Genomic DNA, 14,645 nt, shown 5'->3' on the forward strand with positions numbered 1-14,645 from the left:
AGGCAGATGGCACCGGGAACCACTGACCCAGTCCCGCCGCGGCTTGGCGCAGTCCATCACGCAGTCTTCACGGCGCTTGACTTCGTCATACGGCACGGGGAAGCGGCACTCGCTGCAGTGCGCAGCGCGATGCGTCACCCCGGATAGGCCTCGGCCCGAGAGGGCACCGGTCATACCTTTCCCTCTGAGGACCCGCTACCTGAGGCACCCGCGGCCTGAGGGCCGCCCTGTTTGAGGGCGCCCCGCTTGAGGGCGGCGCGTCCGCGGCCTGAGGGCACCGCTACCTGAGGGCGCCCTGCCGGAGGGTGCCGCCCGTGGCCCGAGGGGTGTCCTACTTGACGGCGCTCGCGGCCTGGAGCGCCCTGCCTGAGGGCCTGTGGATGGGGCCGGCGGGAGTGGCGGGGGGTCGGCCCACGCTCGGTGGATGCATCCGTCCCGTCCGGGAGAGCTACTCGGCCGGTCGGCCGTTCGTCGGCTCGGATGCCGTACGAACCGGTTGCTCACGTGGATGCGTCCGTGCCGGTCGATCACCGCCTGCGCGGTAGCGCGGCCGGATTGGTCCTCGCGCCGTTGGCCGCACTCGGCGGACCCGCCGCCTGCGCGTCGGACCTGCCGCTCGGCGACGACCTGCCTCCGGTGCTGGTCCTGATCCGGCCCGGCACCCCGGTTCTCCCGGCAGGGCTACGACGTCTGCCGCACGTCCCACCCCCGCAGGCCTCCCCGCCTGCCTCCCCCGCAGTCCTCCCCCGCGCCACCTGCGCGAAGGGATCCCCGGGCGCCCTGCCAGCGCCGGCACTAGTGGACGTTCCAGGCCGGCGGCAGCACCGGCTCCGACTTGAGTTCACCCCGCGCGATCGACCGAAGGTGCACCTCGTCGGGCCCGTCGAAGAGCCGCATCGCCCGGTGCCAGGAGTACATACGCGCGAGCGGAGTCGCGTCGCTGATGCCGGCCCCACCGTGGATCTGGATCGCCCGGTCGATCACGTTCGTGGCCGCCCGCGGCACCGCGACCTTAGCCATCGCGACCAGGTTGCGTGCGGCCTTGTTGCCGGACCCGTCGATCGTCGCGCAGGCTAGGTGACAGATCATCCGGGCTTGCTCGATCTCCAGCCGGGACTCCGCGATCTGCTGCTGCACCACGCCCTGATCGGCGAGCGGACCACCGAACGCGGTGCGTGACTTCGCCCTGTCGACCATCATCGCCAGCGCCCGCTCGGCCGCACCGAGCGCTCGCATGCAGTGATGGATCCGGCCGGGCCCCAACCGCGCCTGTGCGGCCGCGAACCCACCGCCCTCTTCGCCGACGACGTTGGTCACCGGCACCCGGACGTCGGTGAACGTCACCTCGGGGTGGCCATGCTGATCCCAGTGGCCCAGCACCGAGTGGTCACGGACCACGGTGACGCCGGGCGTGTCGCGCGGGACGAGCACCATCGACTGCTGGCGATGACTCGGTGCGTCCGGATCGGTCTTGCCCATCACGATGAAGATCGCGCAGCGGGGGTCGGACGCGCCGCTGGTGAACCACTTGTGGCCGTTGATCACGTACTCGTCGCCATCACGGACGATGCGGGTGCGGATGTTCGTCGCGTCGCTGCTGGCCACATCGGGCTCGGTCATCGCGAACGCCGACCGGATCTGACCCGCGAGCAGCGGCTTCAGCCACCGCTCCTGCTGCTCGTCGGTGCCGAGCAGGTGCAGCAGCTCCATGTTGCCGGTGTCGGGCGCCTGGCAGTTGATCGCCTCGGGCGCCAGGTCGTTGCTCCATCCGGACAGTTCGGCGATCGGCGCGTATTCGAGCTGCGTCAGCCCTGACTCGGAAGGCAGGAACAGATTCCAGAGCCCCAGCCCCTGCGCCTGCTTCTTCAACTCTTCGATGACCGTCGGCACGACGTGACCATCGGGGCCGGCGGCCCGGCGATGCTCCTCGTACGAGGCTTCGGCGGGCAATACGTGGTCGCGCATGAAGGCAGCCATCTGCTCACGCACCTGCACCGCGTGAGCTGAGGGAGCTGGCAACGTTTCGGCGGTCATCGGGCGCCTCCTGAACAGACCGATCGCTTGCTAGGTCACATTAGGGTTGGCCCCAAGGGGAGTCAACGAGGGAAACGGACGAGGTCCAAGCCGAAATCGACGTACTGCGCGGCTACGTCGGACGGTGTAGATGGGCCGGTCGGCGACCACCAGGACGGCAGCGCCGTACACATCGTGACCACCGCACGAGCCGCCTCGTGCGGCAACGGCGTCCCGATCGAACCGCGGCGCTTGGCCTCGCGGACCTCGGCGTCGACCATCCGCTGGATGCCGATGCGCAGCGCGGCGATCCGGCTGCGGTCGGGTTCGTCGAGGCTGCGCATCTCGCTCGCACCGATGAATCCGAGCTCGCGGCGGTGCGTGTGGAACAGCGCCAGGCACTCGATCAACAGCTTGAACCGCTCGACCGGCCCATCACCTTCGGCGCGCGCCGACTCGGTCCGCCGGACCAACTCGTCCATGGTCAGGTCGAGCAGCGCGACCAGCAGGTGCTGTTTCGTCGGCCAGTGATGGTAAAGACCGGGCACGGACAGGTTCGCCCGCTGCGCGATGTCACGAATGGTCGAGCCGTGGTACCCGAGTTCGACGAACGCGCTCAGTGCGCCGGCCAGCGGCGGCGCGAGTTCGAGCGGCGGGAAATCACGCCAGGTCAGCTCGGGCGCGAGGACGCCGGGCGGCTCGTGCGGCGCGGTCAGGATCTCGACCTCGACGCCGAACAGCCGCGCCGCCGCCTCCACCCGATCAGCCGTGATACGGGTTCGGCCGTTCTCGATCGCGCTCCACGTCCCGGCGCTGACCGCGAGCGCGTCGGCGGTGGCACGTAGCGTCAAGCCGGACATGCGCCTCGCCTCACGCAGGCGCGTTCCCACCAGTTCGCGGTTCATCCACACCTCCCTTGACACCGAGCTCCAGGCCCGCCATGTTCATATGAACAGATCGATCGATCGCTCGTCTTCAGGAGGATTCTATGGCCGGTCCGCCGGGTGTGGAGGTCTCTTCGCTGGAGAAGTATCTCCGCACCGAACTACCAGGGCTCCTCGCCGGCGCGCTCGAAGTCGAGTTGATCGCCGGTGGCCGGTCGAACCTGACCTATCTGTTGAGCGACGGCGTCGGCCGCTGGGTGCTTCGCAGACCACCGCTCGGGCACGTACTCGAGACGGCGCACGACATGGGCCGCGAGTACCGCGTGCTCTCCGCGCTCCACCCCACCGACGTGCCGGTCCCGAAACCGCTGGTCCTCGGTGGTCCCGAGGTGCTCGGTGCCCCGTTCTACGTGATGGACTTCGCCGACGGTGCGGTGCTGCGCACCCGCTCCCAACTCCAAGAGTTCGACGCTCCCACCGCGACGGTTCTCGCCGACCATTTGGTGGACGTACTGACCAGGCTCCACCGTCTTGAAGCCGACGCCGTGGGGCTGGGCGATCTCGGGCGGCCGATCGGGTACCTGGAGCGGCAACTGCGGCGCTGGGCCCGGCAACTCGAGTCGTCACACACCCGCGATCTGCCCGAACTCGGCCGATTGCACGATCGGCTCGCGGAGAAGCTGCCCGCGCACCAGGGCACGGCGATCGTCCACGGCGACTACCGGCTCGACAACGCAGTCGTCGACCCGGCCAGCGCATCGGTCCGGGCGGTGCTCGACTGGGAGATGGCGACGCTCGGCGATCCGCTCGCCGACCTGGCCTCGGCCGTCATGTGGTGGGACGGGTTGCGTGGGCTCGAGAGCCCGGTCGCAGCGGTTCCCGGTGACGTCGCGGGCTTCCCGGACGGGAAACACCTCACGGCCGAGTACGGACGGCGCAGCGGTGCCGACCTGAGCGAGCTGCCGTGGTACCTCGGGTTCGCGTACTACAAGATGGCGGCGATTTTCGAGGGCATCCACTACCGGTCACTCCAGGGCATGACCGTCGGCGAGGGCTTCGACCGCTTGGGCCCATTGGTGCCCGCCCTAGTAGAACGAGGCCACGCGGCCCTGACCCACTAGGCCCGCGCCGCGTTCCGGCAGTCAGCGCCGCACCGCACCGCGACGCGCTCCACCGCGCCGTCCAACCAACCTCAGAGTGAGACCAGCTCCCGAACCCGCGCGACGACACCATCCAGCGGCACCGACTCCGTCTCGCCGCTGGCTCGGTCGTTGAGCTCCAACGCCCCGGCCGATACGCCTCGCGATCCGACCGTCACCCGATAGGGGATCCCGATCAACTCGACATCCTTGAACTTCACCCCGGGACGCTCGGCCCGATCGTCGAGCAGCACGTCCACACCGGCGGCCCGCAGTTCCTCGTACAGCTTCTCCGCCGCCGCGACCGTCGCCTCGTCCTTACCGACCACCACCACCGCCACCGCGAACGGCGCGATGCTCACCGGCCAGACGATGCCGGCCTCGTCATGATGCGACTCGACCACGGCCGCGAGCGCCCGCTCGACACCGATGCCGTACGACCCCATGATCGGCGTCACCCGGGTGCTGTCGGCACCGAGCACGGTCAGGTCCAGCGCCTCGCTGTACTTGTAACCGAGTTTGAAGATGTGCCCGACCTCGATCGTCCGGATCACCTCCAGCGCCGTCCCGCACACCGAGCAGGGCTCTCCGGCCACGACCTCGCGCAGGTCGACCCATTCGCCGACCGCGATGTCCCGCGCCACGTCGACGCCACGCAGGTGCACCTCGTCGATGTTCGCGCCGGTGAACATGTTCCGGCGGCCATCCAGCGCCCGGTCGGCGACGATCCGCAGGCCGGAGACCCCGACCGCGCCCAGGCTTCCCGGAAGCGCGCCGAGCGCCTCGCGGATCTCGTCCGGATGGGCCGGCCGCGCCGCCCGCGCACCGGTCGCGTCGAGCAGCTTCTGCTCGACCAGCCCGTGGTCACCGCGCATCAGCACCAGCGTCAGCTCGTCGTCCAGCGCGTAGACCAGCGTCTTGATCTGCCGATCGGCCGGCGCGGCGAACGCTTCCAGGTCAGCGATGGTCCGCACGCCCGGCGTCGGGAACTGCTCCGGTGCGTCCGGTCCGGCTTCGTCCGAAGCTTCCGCCAGCTGCGAGGTCGCTTTCTCGACGTTCGCCGCGTACCCGCACGACGGGCACCGGACGATCAGGTCTTCACCCGCCGAGGACGGACACATGAACTCGACCGACGCGCTTCCGCCCATGCTTCCGCTGGACGCCTGCACTGCCACCGCCGGAATCCCGAGGCGGGCGAAGATCCGCTGGTAGGCGTCGTGCTGGGCGTCGAACGCGGTGTCCAGGCCGGACGCGTCCAGGTCGAAGCTGTACGCGTCCTTCATCGTGAACTCGCGCACCCGGATCAGTCCGCTCTTCGGCCGCGGCTCGTCCCGGAACTTGGTCTGGAACTGGTACCACATCTGCGGCAGGTCACGGTACGAGCGGAGTTCGAGCGCGAGCGTCGTGAAGATTTCCTCGTGCGTCATACCGAGGGCGATGTCCGCACCCTTGCGGTCGCGCAGCCGGAACATCTCGTCGCCCATGACGTCCCACCGGCCGGTTTTCTGCCAGATCTCGGCGGGGTGCATCGCCGGGAGCGAAAACTCCTGCGCACCGATGCGGCTCATCTCGTCGCGGATGACGTCGATGATCTTCGTCCGGACCCGGACGGCCAACGGCAGCAGCGTGTAGTGACCGGCCATCAGCTGCCGGATGTAGCCCGCGCGCAGCAGCAGCCGATGGCTGACCGCGTCCGCGTCCGCCGGGTCTTCACGCAACGTCGGTACGTACAACCGGGACCAGCGCACCCGAAATCTCACCTTCGCTCGTACCTATTGCTGCTGAGAGTAGTCGTGGCGCGAGAACGGTTACGCACGTGGACGTCTCGGCCGCTACCGGAGAGGTCGAGACGAACGCCCCCGCCGAGGCGGTGGCCGCCGCCGACGGTTCGATGACCGGGGCGGTGTCCGAAACGGACGGTCGAGTTGGTGGTCGGGAAACAGCGTCGGCTGTGTCGCAAGGGCTACTAGGGTGAGCGGCCGAGACTCGCGGGGTGAAGGAAGACATCGATGAGAGCCGTGCTGTCGGCAGTGATCCTGCTGTTCGTCGGGTTGGGCCTGCTCGGCTGGGGCGGGTGGAATCTGGTCGCGAGCACGACCGGCGAGAAGACCACGGCGGTGGTCGAGCAGTGCACGACGACGTACGGCCGGAAGGGCCGCTCCCACACGACCTGTACCGGGTCGTGGCAGGAGAGCGGGGTTGCCCAGCGCGGTCAGATCGAGGGCGTCGGTAGCGACGACGAGGGCAAGACCGTGGACGTGCGGGTGCACAACGGGGATGCCTACTCGTTCAGCTGGGCCGGCATTCTGGTGCCCGCGTTTTTTGGGGTGTTCATGCTGGTTGGGGCGGGGGTTTGGGCGTTCGCCGCGTCCAAGGGGCGGAGGAATCGGAGTCCGTCGGCCGGGGCACCGCATCCGGCCCACGCCCAGCCTGGGTACGGGCCGCGCCCGGGCTATCCTCCACCGGGCTATCCACAGCCGGGCTACCCGCAACGGGGCTACTCGCAATCGGGCTACCCGGCGCCGGGGTACCCGCCGGCGGCTGGGTACCCGCCTCCGCAGTACGCGGGTCACCCGCAGCCGCCGGGGTATCCGTCGCAGCCCGTTGGGTATCCGCAGGCTCAGCCCCCGGTTGCCGGCCACGCCGCTCAGCCGGGGTATCCGCCGCCGGGGTACGCACCCCCGCCCGGGTACCCGCCGCAGCAGCACCCCGGATATCCGCCCGGCCAGTACCCGCCTCCGAGCCATCCCCCGCGCTAGCAAGCGCACCAACCGCGCGCCCTGCCCACGGCCACCGGCCCGCGGCGTGTCCTACTACTGCAACGGCATTCGTGCGACGGGGTCCCATGATCCGGACTCCGTCTCGTTGACTGGGACGACCCGTCTGATTCCCGCACCAAGTCCGGGCGATTCGGCTGGTCATGGGCGAACCATTCGAGGGAACGCCGAGATCGATGGAACATCACCCGCGCGATAGCACCAGCAACTCTCCATCGACAACCATGTCCGCTGGACCGGTGCATCGGGCAGCGGCCAACTGCCGCTGCCGTACCAACCGCGCCGCGCCGCGACCCGGCCCTGCGCGAGGCGCGACCGCCCTGCGCGAGGCGCGACCGGCCCTACGCGAGACGCGACCGGCCCTACGCGAGACGCGACCGGCCCTACGCGAGACGCGACCGGCCCTACGCGAGACGCGACCGTATCCCCTAAAGAGACGACAGCCGCGCCAGTTCGTCGAACACGGCCACCACCGGCCGACGCTCGTCGTCCCGCAGACGCACCAGACCCACCTCGACCGGCTCCAACCCCTCGACCGGCACAAACGCGAGATCCGGCTGCCGGTACTGCTCCGCCACGAAACCGGACGTGATCGCCATCCCCTTCCCCGCGGCCACGAACGCGCACATCTCCTCGACAGTCCGCACCGCAGGCCCCACGACCCGATACCCGCGTCCGTGCGGCCGCGGCTCACCGAGCCAGAAATCCCGATCCACCTCACCCTCCCCCGGGTCCAGAATCGGTTCCTCAGCGAGGTCGTCCAGCGTCACCGACGCCCGCCGCGCCAACGCGTGCCCGGACGCGAACAGCGCCACCAACGGCGCCCGCACCATCCCCGCGACCACATAGGCCGGAAACACACTGCCGACCCGGTACTGCAGAAACGCCAGATCCACCCGGCCCGACGACAGCGACGCGTGGTCGTCACCCCAGTCCAGCTGCACCGGGACCATCTCGGCCCCGGCGATCCCGACCGCGGCCCGGGTCAGCGCACGCGGCGTGCTGGAGCTGAAGCCGAGAGCGATCAGCGATTGGCCGGCGCGCTGGGCCCGGCTCGCCGCCCGGTCGACCGCGTCCAGGATTCCCCGCGCGTCCGCGTAGAGCGTCGTCCCCGCCGGGGTCAGGAGCAGCCCGGCTCCCGGGTTCTGCTTGTTGCGGACGAAAAGCAGACAGTCGAGGTGCTGCTCGAGCCGCGCGATGCTCTGACTCAGCGCCGGCTGCGAGATCCCGAGCCGCACCGCGGCCACCGTGAAGCTCCGCGCGTCCGCGACGCCGACCAGATGCCGCAACTGCCGCAGCTCCACGAGAGCCTGCCTTCCGCAGGTTATTGGTGCAGCTTATAACAACAGTGACGGCGTCTATTTGCCGTCCGCACAACCCGGGCCGAGACTCCGAGGATGCCCCGCGACCTGGTCGGCCTTCCGAAGGTGCACGTCCACGTGCATCTGGACGGCTCCTATCCGGTGCGAGCCGTCCGGGCCCTGGCCGGTCGGCGGGGTACCTCGTTCGACGTGCCGGAGGACTTCCCGGACGTCTGGGAGTTTTTCGACGCCTACAGCACGGTTCCGGAGCTGGTCCGCGGCCTCGACGACCTCGCGACGCTGTGCGAAGCGCTCGTCCACGCCGAAGCCGCGAACGGCGTCCGGTACCTCGAACCCGCGATCGAGCCCCAGCTCTACGCGCCGAGGCTCGGTTCTCTTCGGGACGTCACCCGGACGATCGTCGACGCACTCCAACGAGCCGGGGACGACGCCCAGATCCAGGTCGGCGCGAACCTCACGATCAACACCGACCAGGACCTGCCGATCGCGCACGACCTCGCGACGCTCGCCGCGAGCTTCGCGGGCCGGGGCGTCACCGCGCTCGGCACGGCCGGATTCGTCGAACCCGCCGGCCTCGGCCGGTTCCGGGACGCCGCGGAAATCGCGAGATCGGCCGGCCTCCAGATCGTCGCCCACGCCGGTCAGACCGGCGGTCCGGACAGCGTCCGGGAAGCGCTCGACGACCTCGGCGCGACCCGCCTCTCGCACGGTGTCCGGTCCGTGCAAGACCCTGCCCTCGTGCGACGGCTCGCCGCCGAACGGATCGTCTGCGACGTGGCCCCGGTCTCCAACGTCCGCCTCGGGATCGTCTCCACGCTGGCCGTCCATCCGGCTCCGACGCTGATCAGAGCCGGTGTGCCGGTGACGCTCAACGCCGACGACGAGCTCTGGTTCGGCAGCAGCGTCGTCGACCAGTACCGCGTCGCGCGCGACCTGTGGGGCCTGACCGACGCCCAACTCGCTGACGTCTCGCGGGCCGGTCTGCTCGTCGAAGGCCTGAGCGAAGACACCCGGAAGAGCTACCGCAGAGCACTCGACGACTGGCTGGACGACCAATGAAACAAATCATCCTCGGCGCCTTCGAGATCAACGGCGTGAATTTGACCAGCCAGGGCGTCTGGGCCCACCCCGAGCAGCAGACGTACCGGTACAAAGAGCTCGGCTACTGGATCGAGCTGGCTCGGCTACTCGAGCGCGGCTACTTCGACTTCCTGTTCCTCGCCGACTCCTACGGCTACCCGGTGCTCTACGGCACCACGCCGACCGTCGCCTTCGAGCAGGCGGTCGAGATCCCGAAGAACGACCCGATGCTGCTCATCCCGGCGCTCGCGGCCGCCACCCGCGACCTCAGCTTCGCGGTCACGTCCTCCACCACGTTCGAGCACCCCTACGCCAACGCCCGTCGCTTCGCGACGCTCGACCACCTCACCGGCGGTCGGGTCGCGTGGAACGTGGTCACCACCAGCAGCGCCGTCGTTTCCGAACTATTCGGACGCGAGACCGTGCCGCACGATCGGCGATACGCGATGGCCCAGGACTACCTCGACCTGAGCTACCAGCTTTTCGAGGGCTCGTGGGAGGACGGCTCGGTCGTGGCCGACAAGAAGGCCCGCCTGTACGCCGACCCGACGAAGATCCACCCGATCGACCACCACGGACCGTTTTTCAGCTCGGTGGGCTACTTCAACTGCGAGCCGTCCCCGCAACGCACCCCCGTGCTCGCGCAGGCCGGGGCGTCGGAGTCGGGACGGGCGTTCGCGGCGGCCAACGCCGAGCTCGTCTTCCTACAGGGCAAGGACGCCGCGATGCTCCGTGATCAGGTCTCCGACCTGCGGCGGCGGACCTCCGAAGCCGGCCGGGGACCGGACGCGGTCAAGGCGATCTCAGGATTGTCGGTGGTGACTGCTAGAACAAAACCCGAGGCCGAGGCCAAGCTCGAGAGCTACCTCGCGTACGTCGATCCGGACGCTGCGCGGCTGTACTACGCGAGCATGACCGGCGTCGACCTCAAGGCACTCGACCCGGACGCATCGTTCGCGGACGTGCGCACCGATGGTGGTCGCACCCAGGTCGAGCGTTACCGGAACAACACCGTCCGGGAAGCCACCGCCGACTTCCTGCGCCGGGGAATGCGTGAGTTCATCCTCGTCGGCACGCCAGAGCAGGTAGCCGACGAGATCGGGCAGCTGGTCGAAGACACCGGCCTCGACGGGTTCAACTACACGCCGTTCGTGTCGCCGGGCTCGTATCGGGAGTTCGTCGACGATGTCGTTCCTGCGCTGCAGCGTCGCGGCCTGGTGAAGTCGCAGTACTCGTCCGGCACGTTCCGTGACCGGCTCTTCGGGCATGCCCGGGTGCCGGAAAGCCACCCGGCTGCACGGTTTCGTTTCGCGGCCGCAAATCAATAGTTCGAGCGCATACTCCGTTCACCAAAGCACTCCGTTCGAGGGATCCCCATGACCGATGCAGCCTTGAGCGTCGAGGTAAACGGCATCAACCAGATCTCGGAGGCCGAGCGAAAAGGCCGGCCGCGCGATCTCTTCTGGCCGTGGTTCGCCGCGAACGTCTCCGTACTCGCGGTCGCGTACGGCTCGTACGTCCTCGGCTTCGGCCTCTCGCTGTGGCAGGCGGTGCTCGTCGCGGTCGTCGGCGTGGCGCTCTCCAACGCGTTCGTCGGCATCATCGCGATCGCCGGGAAGCGGGGCTCGGCCCCGACGATGACCCTGACCAGGGCCGCGTTCGGCGTCCGGGGCGGTCGGTTGCCGTCGCTGATCTCGTGGCTGCTCACGGTGGGCTGGGAGACGTCGCTCGCAGTGGTGGCAGTGCTCGCGACCGCGACGATCTTCGACCGGCTCGGCGCCGGGGGCGGTACCGCGACGAAGGTGCTCGCGCTGATCGTGATCGTGGCGCTGATCGCTATCGGCGGCGCGCTGGGCTTCAACCTGATCATGCGCGCGCAGAAGTGGATCACCTGGATCGCCGGGGTGCTGACCGTCGTCTACATGGTGTTCGCCGCGGACGAGATCGACTTCGGGAAGCTCGGCGACCTGCCGTCCGGCTCGGCCGCGGCCGTGGTCGGCGCGCTGGTGTTCACGATGACCGGCTTCGGGCTGGGCTGGGTGAACGCGGCTGCCGACTACTCCCGCTACCTGCCGCGGTCGTCGTCCACCGGTGGCGTGGTGTGGTGGACCGCGTTCGGTGCGTCGCTCGCCCCGGCCGTGCTGCTGCTCTTCGGCATTCTGCTGGCCGGCTCGTCCGACAACCTGAACTCCGCGATCGGCAGCGACCCGGTGGGTGCACTCACCACGATCCTGCCGACGTGGTTCCTGGTGCCGTTCGCGGTGGTGACGATTCTCGGGCTGGTCTCCGGCGCGATCATGGACGTCTACTCGTCCGGGCTGGCGCTGCTCAACGTCGGGCTGCGGGCGCCGCGGTGGGTCGCCGTGTGCATCGACTCGACGCTGATGCTGATCGGCTCGATCTACGTGGTGTTCTTCGCGAACGACTTCCTCGGGCCGTTCCAGGGCTTCCTGATCACGCTGGGCGTCCCGATCGCGGCCTGGTGCGGCATCTTCATCGCCGACATCCTGCTGCGGAAGTCCGACTACGCCGAGGAAGACCTGTTCCGACGGGAAGGGCGCTACGGCGACGTGCGCTGGGGGTCGGTCGCGCTCGTCGTGGTGGCGTCGATCGTCGGCTGGGGGCTGGTGACGAACACGATGGCCTCGTGGCTCGACTGGCAGGGGTACTTCCTGGGCGTGATCGGTGGCAAGTCCGGCGACTGGGCGTTCGCGAACCTGGGCGTCGTCGTCTCGCTCGCGATCGGGTTCATCGGATACCTGCTGCTGGGACGGGGTGCGGTGCGCGCGCAGGAGGCGGTGCCGGCTGTGGAAGGCTCGCGTCGAACCACTGCGCAACCTGAGGGTGTGAATTGATGGGTTACCAGGCCGACGACGCCCGGTACGAGAAGCTGCCTTATCGCCGCACGGGCCGGAGCGGCCTGAAGCTGCCGGCGGTCTCGCTCGGGCTCTGGCAGAACTTCGGTGACGAGACGCCGCTGACCACGCAGCGGGCGATCCTCCGGCGGGCGTTCGATCTGGGCGTCACGCACATCGACCTGGCCAACAACTACGGGCCGCCCTACGGCACCGCCGAGACCAACTTCGGCCGGATCTTCGCCGAAGACTTCAAGCCGTACCGCGACGAGCTGGTCATCTCGACGAAGGCCGGGTACGACATGTGGCCCGGCCCGTACGGGGAGTGGGGGTCGCGCAAGTACGTGCTCGCCAGCCTCGACCAGTCGCTGGAACGGATGGGGCTCGACTACGTCGACATCTTCTACTCGCACCGGTTCGACCCGGAGACGCCGCTCGAGGAGACGATGGGGGCGCTGCACACCGCGGTGACGTCCGGGCGTGCGCTCTACGCGGGTATCTCCAGCTACTCGCCGGAGCGGACCGCGGAGGCGGCGCAGATCCTGCGCGAGCTGGGCACTCCGCTGCTGATCCACCAGCCGTCGTACTCGATGCTCAACCGCTGGATCGAGCCGGAACTGCTCGACACGCTCGGCGACCTCGGCATCGGGTGCATCGCGTTCTCGCCCCTCGCGCAGGGGCTGCTCACGTCGCGGTACCTCGACGGGATCCCGGCCGACTCGCGGGTGGCGCGCGAAGGCTCGGCGACGTCGTCGATGCTGACCGACGACCTGCTGGCCCGGGTCCGGTCCCTGAACGAGATCGCCGACGGGCGCGGGCAGACGCTGGCCCAGATGGCGCTGGCGTGGGCGCTCCGCGACGAGCGGGTCACGTCGGTGCTGGTCGGCGCTTCGAGCGTTGCTCAGCTCGAAGACAACCTGGCCGCGACCCAGAACCTGTCGTTCACCGAGGCGGAGCTGGCCGACATCGACAAGTACGCGGTCGAGTCCGGCATCGACCTCTGGCGCACGTCCTCGGAGGGCTGAGCCCCGCCCAGCGCCGGGCGCGCGAGCCACCCCGGCCCGCCGCGCCCGCCCTGGGCCCGGGGCCGCCCGACACGCGTCGCCCAGCAGAGGGCACCCGGCACGCGGTGCGGGGCATCCGGTGCGGGGCACGCGGCACGCGGTGCGGGGCATCCGGTGCGGGACACGCGGTGCGCGGTGCGCAGCACGCGGTGCCCGGTGCGCGGCACGCTATGCCCGGCACGCGGTGCCCGGCGCCCGGTGCCCGGTGCGCAGCACGCGGTGCGCATTGTTTGCCGACCGGTCGTGCCGCCCTTCCGCCCACCGCGGGCCGCCGCCATCCACCGGCCATCGCTCAGCCCGGCGCGCCGCCTTCGGCCGCTCCCGCGGCAGCATCCTCAGGCGCGGCCGCCGACGCCACGACCGGCGCCACGACCGGCGCTCCGCCCCCAGCACCGGCCCGCGCCTCAGGCCCCCCGCCACCGGCGGCTCCGCCACCGACCGCCCCACCACCGACCGCCCCACCACCGACCGCTCCACGGCCGATCGCTCCGCCGCCGGGCACGCCGACCCCGGCCGGCGCCCTGCCGCCGGCAGCCGAGCCCCCGACAGCCGAGCCGCCAGCAGCCGCACCCCCAACCGCCGCGCCTCCAGCCGCGGCACCGCCAGCTGCCACACCCCCAACCGCCACACCCCCAGCCGCCGCGCCGCGAGCCGCCGGACCAGCCACCCCACCCGCCACCCCAGACGCCGGTGGCCTCGTGCGAGGTAGGAGTCGGCTCGACACCGCCCGGCGCGCCGCCGCCGCCATCACCCCGGCCAGCACTCCGACGCTCAGCACGGTCAGCGCCAGTCGCCCCGGCACCCCGTCCATCCCGTCCCACAGCGCGTGCAGCACCACCACCCCGACCAACGCCAGCACGAACCGGCGCACCGCCCGCCCACTCCAGTGCTCCGCCGCCGCGAGCCACAGGGCCACACCGGCGATCCCACCCCAGGCCAGATACGCCGCCGACCCGAAGAACCCCCGCACCAGCACCGCGTGCGCGGTCGGCCCGACCGAACTCGACGCCGTCACCAGGTACGCAACGGTCTCGGCCGCGACGAACCCGCACCCGGCCGCGGCGCCGGTCAGCAGTCCGTCGGCGGCCCGCCGCGACGGCAGAGCGAACAGCACCGCCAGCGGCACGAGCATCGTCACTGACACCTTGACCAGCGCGACCGCCAGCCCGGCGACGATCCCGAGCGAGTCCAGAACCGGGTACCCGAGCAGGCCGGCGAAGGTCGCGCCGAGCACCGCGCCGGCCAGAGCGGCGAAACCCACCACCCAGGTCGGCAGCGCGAACCGCATCGATCGCGCCACGCAGCCCACCCAGAACGCGGCCGGTGCGGTGCCCAGACCGATCACCAGCACGGGGGTGACGAGACCGGGCAGGTCCGACGCGGCGAGGAGGCGTTCCCCCGCGGCGAAGAACCCCGCGCCGATCGCGAGGACAGCGAGCCACAGGTCCCGACGCCACTGCATGTCTCAAATACTGACAAAAATGTCGGAGCTTCGCTTTCCCCGAGGGGTG

General features: G+C 70.1%; 11 protein-coding genes. 6 read left to right on the top strand and 5 right to left on the bottom strand.

The genetic code is table 11. The features are described from left to right. Nucleotides 1-795: 795 nt before the first annotated feature. Nucleotides 796-2,034 carry an acyl-CoA dehydrogenase family protein gene (locus ACIBZJ_RS17240; protein WP_395930504.1) on the bottom strand — a complete coding sequence of 413 codons (1,239 nt, stop codon included), beginning with the start codon at nucleotides 2,032-2,034 and terminating at the stop codon, nucleotides 796-798. A gap of 62 nt (nucleotides 2,035-2,096) precedes the next feature. After that, the gene (locus ACIBZJ_RS17245) at nucleotides 2,097-2,918 is read right to left on the bottom strand and encodes a helix-turn-helix domain-containing protein (protein WP_395930505.1); all 822 of its coding nucleotides are present in this window, start codon (nucleotides 2,916-2,918) and stop codon (nucleotides 2,097-2,099) included. An 83-nt stretch (nucleotides 2,919-3,001) separates the two neighbouring features. Between ACIBZJ_RS17245 and ACIBZJ_RS17250 the strand changes: the two genes are divergently transcribed. Continuing rightward, nucleotides 3,002-4,018: a phosphotransferase family protein gene (locus ACIBZJ_RS17250; protein WP_395930507.1), complete on the top strand. Its 1,017-nt coding sequence runs from the start codon at nucleotides 3,002-3,004 to the stop codon at nucleotides 4,016-4,018. Between the two features lie 71 nt (nucleotides 4,019-4,089). On the opposite strand, the gene ACIBZJ_RS17255 is transcribed toward ACIBZJ_RS17250, so the two are convergent. Beyond that, nucleotides 4,090-5,784: a proline--tRNA ligase gene (locus ACIBZJ_RS17255; protein WP_395931242.1), complete on the bottom strand. Its 1,695-nt coding sequence runs from the start codon at nucleotides 5,782-5,784 to the stop codon at nucleotides 4,090-4,092. Nucleotides 5,785-6,045: 261 nt separating this feature from the next. On the opposite strand from ACIBZJ_RS17255, the gene ACIBZJ_RS17260 reads away from it, so the two are divergent. After that, nucleotides 6,046-6,795 (top strand): hypothetical protein, encoded by a 750-nt coding sequence (locus tag ACIBZJ_RS17260; protein ID WP_395930509.1) that lies wholly within the window; start codon nucleotides 6,046-6,048, stop codon nucleotides 6,793-6,795. A 446-nt stretch (nucleotides 6,796-7,241) separates the two neighbouring features. Here the strand turns inward: ACIBZJ_RS17260 and ACIBZJ_RS17265 are convergent, their stop codons facing one another. Beyond that, nucleotides 7,242-8,117, bottom strand: a complete 876-nt coding sequence (locus ACIBZJ_RS17265; protein WP_395930511.1) for a LysR family transcriptional regulator — start codon at nucleotides 8,115-8,117, stop codon at nucleotides 7,242-7,244. Between the two features lie 93 nt (nucleotides 8,118-8,210). Between ACIBZJ_RS17265 and ACIBZJ_RS17270 the strand changes: the two genes are divergently transcribed. From ACIBZJ_RS17270 to mgrA, 4 genes are read left to right on the top strand one after another with little or no spacing between them, the layout of a single operon-like run. Further along, complete coding sequence (locus ACIBZJ_RS17270; RefSeq protein ID WP_395930513.1) at nucleotides 8,211-9,194, top strand: adenosine deaminase; 984 nt, start codon at nucleotides 8,211-8,213, stop codon at nucleotides 9,192-9,194. Next, entirely contained in the window at nucleotides 9,191-10,543 is a 1,353-nt protein-coding gene (locus ACIBZJ_RS17275) for an NtaA/DmoA family FMN-dependent monooxygenase (RefSeq protein WP_395930515.1), read from the top strand. Before ACIBZJ_RS17270 ends, ACIBZJ_RS17275 begins: the two co-directional genes overlap by 4 nt. A 48-nt stretch (nucleotides 10,544-10,591) precedes the next feature. Further along, nucleotides 10,592-12,070 carry a purine-cytosine permease family protein gene (locus ACIBZJ_RS17280; protein WP_395930517.1) on the top strand — a complete coding sequence of 493 codons (1,479 nt, stop codon included), beginning with the start codon at nucleotides 10,592-10,594 and terminating at the stop codon, nucleotides 12,068-12,070. After that, nucleotides 12,070-13,095 carry an L-glyceraldehyde 3-phosphate reductase gene (mgrA, locus tag ACIBZJ_RS17285; protein ID WP_395930519.1) on the top strand — a complete coding sequence of 342 codons (1,026 nt, stop codon included), beginning with the start codon at nucleotides 12,070-12,072 and terminating at the stop codon, nucleotides 13,093-13,095. Before ACIBZJ_RS17280 ends, mgrA begins: the two co-directional genes overlap by 1 nt. A gap of 331 nt (nucleotides 13,096-13,426) precedes the next feature. Here the strand turns inward: mgrA and ACIBZJ_RS17290 are convergent, their stop codons facing one another. Further along, complete coding sequence (locus tag ACIBZJ_RS17290) at nucleotides 13,427-14,596, bottom strand: PrsW family glutamic-type intramembrane protease (RefSeq protein WP_395930521.1); 1,170 nt, start codon at nucleotides 14,594-14,596, stop codon at nucleotides 13,427-13,429. Nucleotides 14,597-14,645 lie beyond the last annotated feature (49 nt).

Source organism: Cryptosporangium sp. NPDC051539 (assembly GCF_044454545.1).
Lineage (GTDB): Bacteria > Actinomycetota > Actinomycetes > Mycobacteriales > Cryptosporangiaceae > Cryptosporangium.

What these genes read in the sequence shown, in the direction of transcription:
- ACIBZJ_RS17240 (WP_395930504.1), bottom strand. Translation starts at nt 2,034, where the DNA reads ATGACCGCCGAAACGTTGCCAGCTCCCTCAGCTCACGCGGTGCAGGTG.
- ACIBZJ_RS17280 (WP_395930517.1), top strand. Translation starts at nt 10,592, where the DNA reads ATGACCGATGCAGCCTTGAGCGTCGAGGTAAACGGCATCAACCAGATC.
- ACIBZJ_RS17275 (WP_395930515.1), top strand. Translation starts at nt 9,191, where the DNA reads ATGAAACAAATCATCCTCGGCGCCTTCGAGATCAACGGCGTGAATTTG.
- ACIBZJ_RS17260 (WP_395930509.1), top strand. Translation starts at nt 6,046, where the DNA reads ATGAGAGCCGTGCTGTCGGCAGTGATCCTGCTGTTCGTCGGGTTGGGC.
- ACIBZJ_RS17245 (WP_395930505.1), bottom strand. Translation starts at nt 2,918, where the DNA reads ATGAACCGCGAACTGGTGGGAACGCGCCTGCGTGAGGCGAGGCGCATG.
- ACIBZJ_RS17290 (WP_395930521.1), bottom strand. Translation starts at nt 14,596, where the DNA reads ATGCAGTGGCGTCGGGACCTGTGGCTCGCTGTCCTCGCGATCGGCGCG.
- ACIBZJ_RS17270 (WP_395930513.1), top strand. Translation starts at nt 8,211, where the DNA reads ATGCCCCGCGACCTGGTCGGCCTTCCGAAGGTGCACGTCCACGTGCAT.
- ACIBZJ_RS17250 (WP_395930507.1), top strand. Translation starts at nt 3,002, where the DNA reads ATGGCCGGTCCGCCGGGTGTGGAGGTCTCTTCGCTGGAGAAGTATCTC.
- mgrA (WP_395930519.1), top strand. Translation starts at nt 12,070, where the DNA reads ATGGGTTACCAGGCCGACGACGCCCGGTACGAGAAGCTGCCTTATCGC.